The organism is Rathayibacter sp. VKM Ac-2803 (genome assembly GCF_009807175.1).
In the GTDB taxonomy this organism is placed as follows: Bacteria; Actinomycetota; Actinomycetes; order Actinomycetales; family Microbacteriaceae; genus Rathayibacter.
This window is the reverse complement of the sequence record NZ_WUCD01000001.1, coordinates 819,541-831,845: the sequence shown is the minus strand read 5'-3', so window position 1 is coordinate 831,845 and position 12,305 is coordinate 819,541. Positions and strand designations below refer to the sequence as shown.

The following is a 12,305-nucleotide window of genomic DNA, read 5'->3' as shown; positions in this document are numbered from 1 at the left end:
AGGCGGGCGGCACCCTCGGGGGCGCCTCCGACGGCCGGTAGGATCGTCGGGCATCCCGCCCCCCTCTCCTGGAGCTCTCGAGCCATGGCACACAGCGTCCCCGACACCACTGCGAACGCCGAGGCGACGCCCGAGCGCGAGCAGCCGTACGCCGCCCTGGGGCTGAAGCCCGACGAGTACGCGAGCATCCGCGAGATCCTCGGCCGGCGCCCCACGAGCGGCGAGCTGGCGATGTACTCGGTGATGTGGAGCGAGCACTGCTCGTACAAGTCGTCGAAGATGTACCTCCGCCAGTTCGGGCAGAAGGTCTCGCCCGCCATGAAGAAGAACCTCATGGTCGGCATGGGCGAGAACGCCGGAGTCGTCGACGTCGGCGAGGGCTGGGCCGTCACCTTCAAGATCGAGAGCCACAACCACCCGAGCTACATCGAGCCGTTCCAGGGCGCGGCGACCGGAGTGGGCGGCATCGTCCGCGACATCATCTCGATGGGCGCGCGGCCCGTCGCCGTCATGGACGCGCTGCGCTTCGGCCACATCGACGACCCCGACACGGCCCGCGTCGTGCACGGCGTGGTCGCCGGCATCTCGTTCTACGCCAACTGCCTCGGCCTGCCCAACATCGGCGGCGAGACCTACTTCGACTCCGTCTACCAGGGCAACCCGCTCGTCAACGCGCTCGCGGTCGGCGTCCTCCGCCACGAGGACCTGCACCTCGCGAACGCCCGCGGCGTCGGCAACAAGGTCGTGCTCTTCGGGGCGCGCACCGGGGGCGACGGGATCGGCGGCGCGTCGATCCTCGCCTCCGACAGCTTCGCCGACGGCGGCCCGACCAAGCGCCCGGCCGTCCAGGTCGGCGACCCGTTCGCCGAGAAGGTGCTCATCGAGTGCTGCCTCGAGCTCTTCGCGAAGGACCTGGTCGAGGGCATCCAGGACCTGGGCGCCGCGGGCATCTCGTGCGCCACCTCCGAGCTGGCCTCGAACGGCGACGGCGGCATGTTCGTCGAACTCGACTCGGTGCTGCTGCGCGACCCCTCGCTCACCGCCGAGGAGATCCTGATGTCGGAGTCGCAGGAGCGGATGATGGCGGTCGTCCGCCCCGACAAGCTCGACGCGTTCCTCGAGGTCGTCGGCAAGTGGGACGTCGAGACCAGCGTGCTCGGCGAGGTCACCGACTCCGGCCGCCTGATCATCCACTGGCACGGCGAGGAGATCGTCAACGTCGACCCGCGCACCGTCGCGGTCGACGGCCCGGTCTACGAGCGCCCCCTCGAGTACCCGGCGTGGCTCGACGCGCTGCAGGCCGACTCCTCCTCGCGTCTGCCCCGCTCGAGCGACGGCGAGGCCCTGCGCGCAGAGACCCTCGCACTGCTCGGCTCGGCGAACCTCGCCGACAAGAGCTGGATCACCTCGCAGTACGACCGCTACGTGCTCGGCAACACGGCGCTGAGCTACCCCGACGACGGAGGCATGGTCCGCGTCGACGAGGAGTCGGGGCTCGGCTTCGCGGTCGCCACCGACGCGAACGGGCGCTGGTGCCAGCTCGACCCGGCGCAGGGCGCTCGCCTGGCTCTCGCGGAGGCGTTCCGCAACGTCGCCGTGACCGGGGCGACCCCGGTCGCCGTGTCGGACTGCCTCAACTTCGGCAGCCCCGAGAACCCCGAGGTGATGTGGCAGTTCCGCGAGGCCGTGGGCGCTCTCGCCGACGCGTGCCTCGAGCTCGAGATCCCCGTCACCGGCGGCAACGTCTCGTTCTACAACCAGACCGGCGACGTGCCGATCTTCCCGACGCCGGTCGTCGGCGTGCTCGGCGTGATCGACGACGTCGCGCGCCGCATCCCCTCGGGCTGGCAGGACGAGGGCGACAACGTCTACCTGCTCGGCGTCACCCGCGACGAGCTCGACGGCTCCGCGTGGGCCGGCACCGTGCACGACCACCTGGGCGGCCTGCCTCCGCAGCTCGACCTCGGCGACGAGAAGGCCCTGGCCGAGCTGATCTCGGCGGGCGCGCGGGAGTCGCTGATCGCCTCCGCCCACGACCTCGCCGACGGCGGACTCGTCGTCGCCCTGGCCGAGTCCGCGCTGCGCTTCGGCGTGGGCGTGCGCATCTGGCTCGACGAGCTGATGGAGCGCGACGGCGTCGACGCGACCGCCGCCCTCTTCTCGGAGTCGACCGGCCGCGTGCTCGTGTCGGTGCCGCGCGAGGACGACGTGAAGTTCCGCGGACTCTGCGAGGGCCGGGGCTACCCGGTGCTCCGGATCGGCGTGACCGACGCGGAGAGCCCCGTGGTCGAGGTGCAGGGCCTGTTCACGCTCCCCCTCGACGAGCTGCGCGCCGTGAACGGCGCCGTGCTGCCCGCGCACTTCGCCTAGGCGGCCGCCTGGAGCGTTCCATCCGCCAGGAGTTGTCGTACTCGGCCTCCCAGCACGACAACTCCTGGAGTCTCGATCGACCCCGGCCCGCGGCGCTCCTCCGCGTGCCCGCTCGCATGCACGCTGGTCTGAATCGTTCCACCCTCCAGAAGTTGCGGTAGTCGCGCTCGACTACCGCAACTTCTGGCGAGTGGGCGGGACTCGGTTTCCGTTATTACGGAATGTTTGCAATAGTCGAGGCATGACCGAACCTCCGCGTGACCTCGGCGCCGAGCTCGACGAGCTCCGGGAGCGGATCGACCGACTCGAGAGCGCGGGTGCCGTCGCCGCACAGCGCGACGCCTCCGCGGAGAGCACCGACCCCCTGTGGGCCCTCACCGCCCTCAAGCAGCGGCTGCCCTCCCCCGGCGGCGTCGTCTTCGCCGGCGCGGTCGGCACCCCCGAGGGCCCGGTCGAATGGCAGTACGGCCTCACGACCGACGCCTTCTTCGAGCGCGACTGGGGATCGAGCCCCGGCCCGACGGCGCTGGCCGCGCTCGGCAGCCCGGTGCGCCTGCGCTTCCTGCAGGCGATCGCCGGCGGAGTCGAGACCGTCGCCCAGCTCGCCGAGAGCGAGGGCGCCGGCACCACCGGTCAGATCTACCACCACGTCAACCAGCTCGTCGCGGCCGGCTGGCTCCAGGCGCGCGGGCGGGGCCGCTACGGCATCCCGCCCGAGCGCCTCGTGCCGCTGCTCGTGATCCTGCTCGCCTCGGGAGGCCCTCGATGAACCGTCTGAAGATCGCCGCCGGCGCCGCCGCACTCGCCGTCCTCGCCGCCGGCTTGCTGCTGCGCCCGACCGTTCCGGCCCTCTCGGCCGAGCGCACCGGCGATGCCGAGATCGCCGACTGGCTGCACGAGAACGTCGAGCGCGGCGCCCGCGACCAGCTCGTCGCCGCCGTCGTCACCCCCGACGGCGTCCGCTTCGCCGGTCTCGGCGCCAACGAGAGCACCGAGGTCGAGATCGGATCCGTGACCAAGACCATGACGGCCCTCCTGCTCGCGCAGAGCGCCGCGAACGGCACCGTCTCGCTCGAGGACCCGGCCGCGGACCACGCCGAGCTCGGCGGCTTCCCCGGCACCCTCGAGGAGCTCGCGAGCCACCGCTCCGGGCTCCCCCGGCTCTCGTCCGACCTGCGCGACACCGCCGTGACCCTGCTCGCCCAGCTGCGCGGCAGCGATCCGTACGCCTCGTACTCGGCCGAGGACGCCCTGCGCCACGCGGCCGCGGCTCCGCTCGGCGAGCCCGAGGTCGCCTACTCCAACCTCGGCGCCGCCGTCCTCGGGCAGGCCGTCGCCCGAGCGGAGGGGGTCGAGTACGCCGACCTGCTGCGCGAGCGCGTGTTCACGCCGCTCGGGATGGACGCCAGCTCGATCCCGACGACCGCCGACGCCCTGGCGCCCGACGCGCCGACCGGCTACTCCGAGTCGGGCCGCCCGGTCGACGCGTGGACCCTCGAGGGGTACGCGCCGGCGGGAGGCGTGCGCTCGACCGCCGCGGACATGGCGCGGTACGCCGAGGCGCTGCTGACCGACGACCCGGCGCTCGGAGTCCCGGCCGCCGAGGTGCTCGATCCGCGGTTCGACGCGGGTGGGAGCGGCCGGATCGGGCTCGCCTGGTTCACCTCCGACGCGGTCGGCGGCGGCTCGGCGACCTGGCACAACGGAGGCACGGCCGGCTACTCGACGATGCTCGCGATGGACCGCGAGCGCGGAGTCGCCGTCTTCGTCAACGGCAACACCGCGAGCTCGGTCGACGGGCTCGGGATGCGACTGCTCGACCACGTCCTGGAGGAGGACTCGTGATCACCATCGCCAGCGTCATCGCCCTGATCATCGCGGCGTACACGGCCGTCCGCTTCGCGCTGGGGGTCGTCCCCCTCCGCGCGAAGCTCCTCGACCGCGACCGGCTCCGGGTGCTGACCCGCGGCGTCGAGGCGGCCGTGGTCCTGCTGATCGTGCGCGTGTTCGCCGACTGGACGCTCCTGAGCATCGTCCCCTGGCTCGCGCTGGTGCTCGTGACGGCAGGGGGCGCGGCCGGCGCGGTCCTGCGCTGGGGGTCGCTGCCCTGGCTCGAGGACCCGTCCCGGCGCCGCAGTCGCGCGATCGGCTTCGCCGGCACGCTCGCCCTGTCGGCCGCGTTCGTCGGCGTCGTCGGCCTCTGAGCACCGGCTCCGCGCCGCTGGACCGTTCCACGCCGCAGAAGTTGCGGTAGTCGAGCTCGACTACCGCAACTTTCGAGGAGTGGGAGGCGATCGAAGCGGCCGGGGAGGTCGAGACGAGACGGGCGAGCCCGAACGCCGGTCAGTCCTGGGCGGGCAGCGGCTCGGGCTCGGGGTTCTCGAGCACGCGCCCGTTCTGCGTGCCGACGCTCGTCACGGTCGACGGGCTGAGGTTGAGGGTGTCGCCGCCGTACAGGCTGTCGATCGAGACGCCGTCGCGGCGCACCGAGTTGAGCGCGTCGAGGTACTCGGGGCTGACGCAGAACCGGTCGGCGATGCTCTCGCTGATGTCGCCGGCGGCGACCAGGTAGGAGGCGGGCGTGCCGTCGGCCGCCGTCGTCACCTCTCCGGTCGCGCCGGTGCGCGGGCCGCGGTCGCGGACCAGCTCGATGTCGAGGCCGCCGACCGTGCCCGCCTCGGCGGCGTCGACGTAGCCGACCTCGCACTCGCCGGTGGCGGGGACCGGCTGGGTCGTGCTGACGACCGGCTCGGGCGTGGCGGTGACGCTCGGGACCGGCCGCGGGCCCGCCTCCGCCTCGCCCGACCCCGTCTCTGCGGGGGCGGCGGGCGCCGCCTCGGACGACGACGGGGTCGCCGCGTCCGACGTCGCCGCGGTCTCGGGCGCCGAGGTGCAGCCCGCAAGCAGCAGCACCGACGCGAGGGCGATCACGGCGCGCGGGGGGAACGTCCTGGTGGTCACCCCGCGACTCTAGCCCGGGGCGGAGGCGCCGATCGGGCACCCCGCCGCGCGCCCATTCACCTCCGCCGCCGCTGAATCCCATCGCGCCTCCGTGTTGGACACCCGCCACGCGGAGGCGTTGGCTGGGGTCATGCAGTACACCCACCTCGGCCGCACCGGCCTGTCCGTCTCCCGCGCCGTCCTCGGCACCATGAACTTCGGCCCCGAGACCACCGAGCCCGACTCGTTCGCGATCATGGACCGCGCGCACGAGCTCGGCGTCAACTTCTTCGACACGGCGAACGTCTACGGCGGCGAGGGCGCGCGCGGCGCGACAGAGGAGATCGTCGGCCGCTGGTTCGCGCAGGGCGGCGAGCGCCGCGAGCGCACGGTGCTGGCGACCAAGTTCTTCGGCGACATGGAGCAGTACGCGGCGCCCGGATCCGAGCGCGGCCGCGACTCCTGGCCCAACGGCGGCCGCCTCTCGGCTCTGAACCTCCGCCGCGCCCTCGACGACAGCCTCCGCCGCCTGCAGACCGACCACATCGACCTGTACCAGTTCCACCACGTCGACCGCTCGACCCCGTGGGACGAGATCTGGCAGGCGATGGAGGTCGCCGTGCAGCAGGGCAAGGTCCTCTACGTCGGCTCGAGCAACTTCGCCGGCTGGCACATCGCCCAGGCGCAGGAGGCGGCGAAGGCCCGCCACTTCACCGGCCTCGCCTCGGAGCAGTCGATCTACAACCTCACCGTGCGCGACATCGAGCGCGAGGTTCTGCCCGCGGCGCTGCACTACGGCCTCGGCGTCATCCCCTGGTCGCCGCTGCAGGGCGGCCTGCTCGGCGGCGTGCTCGAGAAGACGGAGGCGGGCGGGCGGCGCACCTCGGCCCGCGGACTCGAGGCGATCGAGAAGCACCGCCCCGCCCTCGAGCAGTACGAGGCCTTCGCCCGCGAGCGCGGCATCGCGCCCGGTGAGCTCGCGCTCGCCTGGCTGCTGCACCAGCCCGGCGTCACCGGACCGATCACGGGTCCGCGCACGATGGCGCAGCTCGAGAGCGCGGTCGCCGCGGTCGACATCACCGTCGACTCCGACGACCTCGCCCGCCTCGACGAGATCTTCCCCGGGCACCGCACGGCGCCCGAGGACTACGCGTGGTGACGGGCTCCGCCTTCGTCTCTCGCTGATCGGTCAGCTCGTAGCGGCCCCCTTCTCGCTGATCGAGCCCGCAGCCCGCGCAGCGGGCGTATCGAGATCCACGTCCGTCAGAAGGCCGGGTCGGAAGGCCTCTCTGCTGACGGACGCGGGTCTCGATACGCCGCCTCCGGCGGCTGCGGGCTCGACCAGCGAGCCTGTCCCCCACTCCTCCCCCACACGAAGGACCACACCCATGAAGCAGCGCACCCTCGGCGACCTCCAGGTCGGCGCCATCGGACTCGGCGGCATGCCCCTCTCGATCGAGGGCCGCCCCGACCGCGAGCGCGGGATCGCCACGATCCACGCCGCCCTCGACTCCGGCGTCACCCTGATCGACACGGCCGACGCCTACCACCAGCCCGTCGAGGGCGACCTCGGCCACAACGAGCTCCTCATCGCGGAGGCGCTGCGCAGCTACGGCGGCGACACCTCCGCCGTGCTCGTGGCGACGAAGGGCGGGCACCTCCGTCCCCCGGGCGAGAACTGGACCCAGGACGGCCGCCCCGAGCACCTGAAGGAGGCGGCACGCGCCTCCGCCCAGCGCCTCGGCGTCGAGGCGATCGGCCTCTACCAGTACCACCGGCCGGACTCGCGGGTGCCCTACGCCGACTCGATCGGCGCGCTCGCCGAGCTGCTCGACGAGGGTGTCATCGTGCGGGCCGGCATCTCGAACGCCGACCCCGACCAGATCCGCGAGGCGCACGGGATCCTCGGCTCTCGGCTCGTGTCGGTGCAGAACCAGTTCTCGCCGTCGTTCCGCTCGAGCGAGCCGGAGCTCGAGCTGTGCGCCGAGCTGGGGCTCGCGTTCCTGCCGTGGAGCCCGCTCGGAGGCATCGGCGGAGCCGCCGAGGTCGGCACGCGCAACGCCGCGTTCGGCACCGTCGCCGAGGCCCACGGAGTCTCGCCCCAGGTCGTCTGCCTCGCCTGGGAGCTGGCGAAGGCTCCCGTCGTACTGCCGATCCCCGGCGCGTCCCGGCCCGAGAGCATCCGCGACTCGGCGACCGCGGCCGAGCTGACGCTCACCGCGGAGGAGCTGGCCTCGCTCGGCTGAGGTCGCCACCCATGCTGATCGAGCGACTCGCGGGGCGGGCGGATCTTCTCCCGCTGATCGAGCCCGCAGCCCGCGCAGCGGGCGCATCGAGATCCACGTCCTTCAGAACGCCGGGGCAGAAGCCTGATCTGCTGACGCTCGTGGGTCTCGGTACGCCCCTGCGGGGCTACTCGACCAGCATGCACCGGCCACTCCTTGATTGCGTTGCTCAGCCAGCAGGCAAGGAAGCGCCAGGGTCGGGCGGCTCGACCAGCAGGGGCAGAGCCGCTCCTCAGTCCTGCTCGGCGCCCGGCAGGGCCGCGACGAACGCTCGCGCCGCCGCGCTCGGCCGCTCCGGGACGGCCACCATCGTCCGCCAGACCAGCAGCGGCTCGTCCAGCGGCACCGCCGTCAGCATTCCGGGCCGCTTCTCGGCGAAGTGCGCCGGAACCACCGCGATCCCCATCCCGTACTCGACCAGGTCGAGCAGCGTGTGCACGTCGTTGACCTCGAGCTCGACCTCGAAGGGCACGCCCTGCTCGGCGAACGCCTGCGCCGCCAGGTGCCGCGCGCCCCAGTGCTCCTGCAGCCCCACGACGGTCTCGCCCTCGAGGTCCGGGATGCGGCAGACGTCGCGATCGGCGAGCGGATGATCGGGGTGCAGGAGCACCGCGAAGCCCTCGCCGGCCAGCGGTCGCGTCCGCACCCCCGACGGCGTCGCGCCGATGTCGGCGACGAGCGCGAGATCGAGCCGGCCGGCGGCGACCGAGTCGAGCAGAGTGCCCGACCCGTCGTGCGTGAGCCGCAGGGCGATGGCCGGGTGCTGGCGGCGGAACGTCGCCAGCTCGCGCGGCAGGTGCACGCCGCCGAGGCACTCCTCGGTGCCGACGGAGAGGCTGCCGCGCAGCACTCCCTGCACCGCGAGCACCGCGTCGCGGGCGGCGACCGCGCTGGCGACCGAGCGCTCCGACTCCTCGAGCATCGCGCGGCCGGCCGGGGTCAGCTCGACCCGGCGGGTGCTGCGGGTGAAGAGCGGGCTGCCCAGCTCGCTCTCGAGCGCGCGGATCGACGCCGACAGCCCCGACTGCGAGATCTGCAGGGCGCTCGCCGCGCGGGTGAAGTGCTGCTCCTTCGCCACGGCGAGGAAGTGTTCGAGCTGACGCAGTTCCATGGGTCCATCCTCGTCGGGCGGAAGCGCCGTCGGGGACGCGGTGGTCAGCCGGTAGTGCGAGAGATCGCCAGCACGACGGCGGTGAGGGTGCTGCGCAGGCGCTCGAGCGCGGCCGCGTCGGAGTCGGCCTCGAGGATCGACTGCTTCACCGCGTCGTCGTAGCTCGCGATGAGGAGGCGGACGGCGGTCGTCGGCTCGAGCGCGAACTCGCGCTGCACCTGGGCCAGAGCGTCGTCAACGATCTGCACGAGCGACGCGTCGAATCCAGCGCGGAAGTCGCGGTACTGCGGAGCGATCGCCGCATCGCGCAGCGCCAGCAGCTCGAACTCGGACTGCACGACGCACCAGCGCCGGTTGTCGTTGAACGGGCCCTGGAGGAAGTCGAGGATGACGACGGCGAGCGTCACGGCCGTCAGCGGTTCGTCGGCCACCTTCGGGAGGGTCCGCCCCATCTGCTCGACGAGCGTGGCGATCCGGGCATCGTTCTCGCGCTCCATCAGGGCGAAGAACAGCTCCTCCTTGCTCGAGAAGTTCGAGTAGAAGGCGCCGCGCGTGAACCCGGCGGCCTCGCTGATCTGCTCGACCGAGGCGGTGTGCACGCCGGTGTCCGCGAAGACCTCGTAGGCCGCGTCGAGCAGGCGCTCGCGGGTGCGACTGCGGCGTGCGGTCTCCGGGACGTCGGAGGTCATCCTGTGTCTCCTCCCGGAGCATCGGAACGGCGTTGAGATACATCACTGTATCGGATACATTCACGTATCGGATACGTTCTTGTATCGGGTACGAAGACGTATCGCCTCCCTCCCCCCATCGTCAGGAGACCTGCGTGTCGTCGCTGCTGTACCGACTCGGACGCTGGGTGCATCGCGCCCACCGTCTCGTCGCCGTCCTCTGGCTCGCCGTCGTCGTCCTCGCGGGCGGAGGCGCGCTGCTGCTGAACCAGGGCACCGACAACGCCTTCGCCATCCCGGGCACGGAGTCGCAGACCGCGCTCGACCAGCTCGAGCGCACGTTCCCGCAGGTCAGCGGCACCTCCGCCCGCTACGTGGTGGTCACCGCCGACGGCGGCAGCGTCGAGGACGCCTCGATCTCGGGACCGGTCGGCGAGGCCGTGACGGAGCTCGAGGGCATCGACGAGGTCGCCGCCGTCACCGACCCGTACTCCGACACCGTCGAGGGCACGATCTCCGAGAAGGGCGACGCCCTGGTCATCACCGTCCAGATGGACGGATCGGCCACCACCACCTCGACCGAGTCGCGCGACGCCCTGAAGGCCGAGGCCACCACGCTCGAGGAGTCCCTCCCCGCTGGCACCACCGTCTCGCTCGGCGGCGACCTCTTCTCGCAGAGCCTGCCGGGCGTCACGATCACCGAGGCGATCGGCCTCGTCGTCGCCCTCGTGGTCCTGGTGCTCACCTTCGGCTCGTTCCTCGCCGCCGGCATGCCGCTGGTCACCGCGCTGCTCGGCGTCGCGCTCTCGATGTCGGCCATCTTCATCGCCACCCGCTTCGCGTCGATCTCGTCGACGACTCCGCTGCTCGCCCTGATGCTCGGCCTCGCGGTCGGCATCGACTACGCGCTCTTCATCATCAGCCGCCACCAGGACCAGCTGCGCGAGGGCATGGACCCCGAGGAGTCGACCGCGCGCGCGACGGCGACCGCCGGCTCCGCCGTGGTGTTCGCCGGCCTGACCGTCATCATCGCCCTCGTCGGGCTGTCGGTCGCGGGCATCCCGTTCCTCACCACGATGGGCATCGCGGCGGCGGGCGGAGTCGCGATCGCCGTGGTCATCGCGCTCACGCTCACACCCGCGCTGCTCGGCTTCGCCGGCGAGCGCCTCCGCCCCAAGCCGCGCAAGAAGAAGGGGGCGAAGGCCGCGCACGCCGACCCCGAGACCGCCGTCACCGCCGACCCGCACGCTCCCGCCGAGGTCCCCGCCGGCTTCTTCCGCGGCTGGGTGCGCGTCGTCACCCGCTTCCCGCTCGTCACGATCATCGCCGTCGTGGGCCTCCTCGGCGTCGCCACGATCCCGACGCTGAGCCTGCGCCTCGCGCTGCCCGACGCCGGCTACCAGGCCGAGGGGACGCCCGCGCGCGACACCTACGACCTGCTCGCCGAGAACTTCGGCCCCGGCTACAACGGCCCGCTCATCGTCACCGGCACGATCATCGGCTCGACCGATCCGCTGGGCCTGATGGCCGACCTCAAGACCGAGATCGAGGGGCTCGACGGAGTCGCCTCCGTGCCCCTCGCGACCCCGAACGAGGACGCCGACACCGGCATCATCCAGGTGATCCCCGAGGGCAGCCCCGACTCCGAGGCGACCAAGGCGCTCGTCGCCGAGATCCGCGACAAGCACGACTACTTCCGGGAGGAGTACGGGGTCGATCTCGCGGTGACCGGTCAGTCCGCGGTCGGCATCGACATCTCCGACCGGCTCGCCCAGGCCCTGGTGCCGTTCGGCCTGCTCGTCGTCGGGCTCTCGCTCGTGCTGCTGACCATGGTCTTCCGCTCGCTCTGGGTGCCGCTGAAGGCGACGCTCGGCTACCTCCTGTCGGTCGGCGCCTCCTTCGGCGCCGTCGCGGCGGTCTTCGAGTGGGGATGGTTCGCCGACGCCCTGCACGTCGACAAGACCGGCCCCATCATCAGCTTCATGCCGATCATCCTGATGGGCGTGCTGTTCGGGCTCGCGATGGACTACGAGGTGTTCCTCGTCTCGCGGATGCGCGAGGACTACGTGCACGGGCGCTCGGCGCGCGCGGCGGTCGAGTCGGGCTTCGTCGGCTCGGCGAAGGTCGTCACCGCGGCCGCGATCATCATGTTCTCGGTCTTCGCCGCGTTCGTGCCTGAGGGGGACACCAGCATCAAGCCGATCGCCCTCGGTCTCGCGGTCGGCGTGTTCGTCGACGCGTTCATCGTGCGGATGACGCTCGTGCCGGCCGTGCTGCACCTGCTCGGTGACCGCGCGTGGCACATGCCGCGCTGGCTCGACCGCATCCTGCCGTCGTTCGACGTCGAGGGCGAGGGGCTCACCAAGGAGCTCGCGCTGCGCGACTGGCCCGAGCCGGGTGCGACCGACGCGGTCGCGGCCGAGGGCCTGACGCTGAGCGGGCCCGACGGCCCCCTCTACAGCGATGTCGCCGTACGCGTCCCCGCCGGCGGATCGCTCGTCGTGCACGGGCCGCACCGGTCGGGCCGCACCGCCCTGCTGCTGACCATCGCGGGCCGGCTGGCGCCCGACTCCGGCCGCCTGAAGGTCGCCGGACTCGTCGTGCCGATCCGCGCCTCCGCCGTCCGCGGCCGGGTAGGGCTCGTCCGGCTGGCCGGCGAGGCCGATCCGCTCGGCGAGGTCCGCTCGGCGCTGGGCTCCTCCCCGGCGGTCCTGGTGCTCGACGACCTCGACACGGTCACCGATCCGCAGCTGCGCAAGCAGATCAGGCGCGAGCTCGACTCGATGCGCGAGCACGCACTCCGTGACGGACGCACCTTCACGGTGATCGCCTCCTCCGTCGACGCCGACGCGCTCGACGACCTCCTCCCCTCCGATCACTCGGTGCTCTCCTCCGCGGCCGAGCGCCGCGACATCGCAAAGGTCCTCTGAC

Annotated in this window: 10 protein-coding genes; 7 read left to right on the top strand and 3 right to left on the bottom strand. The window is 72.4% G+C overall.

Translation table 11 applies throughout. From position 1 onward, the window contains the following. The first annotated feature begins 84 nt into the window (after nucleotides 1–84). The 4 genes from purL to GRS96_RS03850 all read left to right on the top strand — a co-directional run bounded on the left by purL (nucleotide 85) and on the right by GRS96_RS03850 (nucleotide 4,574). The gene (gene purL, locus GRS96_RS03865; RefSeq protein WP_159855683.1) at nucleotides 85–2,370 is read left to right on the top strand and encodes a phosphoribosylformylglycinamidine synthase subunit PurL; all 2,286 of its coding nucleotides are present in this window, start codon (nucleotides 85–87) and stop codon (nucleotides 2,368–2,370) included. A 241-nt stretch (nucleotides 2,371–2,611) separates the two neighbouring features. Next, entirely contained in the window at nucleotides 2,612–3,139 is a 528-nt protein-coding gene (locus GRS96_RS03860) for an ArsR/SmtB family transcription factor (protein WP_159987771.1), read from the top strand. Next, on the top strand, nucleotides 3,136–4,215 hold the full coding sequence (locus GRS96_RS03855; RefSeq protein WP_159987770.1) for a serine hydrolase domain-containing protein: 1,080 nt from the start codon (nucleotides 3,136–3,138) through the stop codon (nucleotides 4,213–4,215). The genes GRS96_RS03860 and GRS96_RS03855 overlap by 4 nt, the downstream gene beginning before the upstream one ends. After that, nucleotides 4,212–4,574 carry a hypothetical protein gene (locus GRS96_RS03850; RefSeq protein ID WP_159987769.1) on the top strand — a complete coding sequence of 121 codons (363 nt, stop codon included), beginning with the start codon at nucleotides 4,212–4,214 and terminating at the stop codon, nucleotides 4,572–4,574. The genes GRS96_RS03855 and GRS96_RS03850 overlap by 4 nt, the downstream gene beginning before the upstream one ends. 139 nt (nucleotides 4,575–4,713) lie before the next feature. On the opposite strand, the gene GRS96_RS03845 is transcribed toward GRS96_RS03850, so the two are convergent. After that, nucleotides 4,714–5,331 carry a hypothetical protein gene (locus GRS96_RS03845; RefSeq protein WP_159855691.1) on the bottom strand — a complete coding sequence of 206 codons (618 nt, stop codon included), beginning with the start codon at nucleotides 5,329–5,331 and terminating at the stop codon, nucleotides 4,714–4,716. Between the two features lie 130 nt (nucleotides 5,332–5,461). Here GRS96_RS03845 and GRS96_RS03840 point away from each other — a divergent pair, with 130 nt between their 5' ends. Next, nucleotides 5,462–6,469, top strand: a complete 1,008-nt coding sequence (locus tag GRS96_RS03840) for an aldo/keto reductase (protein WP_159987768.1) — start codon at nucleotides 5,462–5,464, stop codon at nucleotides 6,467–6,469. Between the two features lie 229 nt (nucleotides 6,470–6,698). Further along, nucleotides 6,699–7,556 carry an aldo/keto reductase gene (locus GRS96_RS03835; protein ID WP_159855695.1) on the top strand — a complete coding sequence of 286 codons (858 nt, stop codon included), beginning with the start codon at nucleotides 6,699–6,701 and terminating at the stop codon, nucleotides 7,554–7,556. 271 nt (nucleotides 7,557–7,827) lie between these two features. Here the strand turns inward: GRS96_RS03835 and GRS96_RS03830 are convergent, their stop codons facing one another. Together GRS96_RS03830 and GRS96_RS03825 are read right to left on the bottom strand one after the other, a co-directional pair. Further along, entirely contained in the window at nucleotides 7,828–8,706 is an 879-nt protein-coding gene (locus tag GRS96_RS03830) for a LysR family transcriptional regulator (RefSeq protein WP_159987767.1), read from the bottom strand. Between the two features lie 44 nt (nucleotides 8,707–8,750). After that, complete coding sequence (locus tag GRS96_RS03825) at nucleotides 8,751–9,395, bottom strand: TetR/AcrR family transcriptional regulator (protein WP_159855699.1); 645 nt, start codon at nucleotides 9,393–9,395, stop codon at nucleotides 8,751–8,753. A gap of 134 nt (nucleotides 9,396–9,529) precedes the next feature. On the opposite strand from GRS96_RS03825, the gene GRS96_RS03820 reads away from it, so the two are divergent. Then, a complete protein-coding gene (locus GRS96_RS03820) occupies nucleotides 9,530–12,304 on the top strand; it encodes an efflux RND transporter permease subunit (RefSeq protein ID WP_159987766.1) in 2,775 nt (924 codons plus the stop codon). The last annotated feature ends 1 nt before the right edge of the window (nucleotide 12,305 follow it).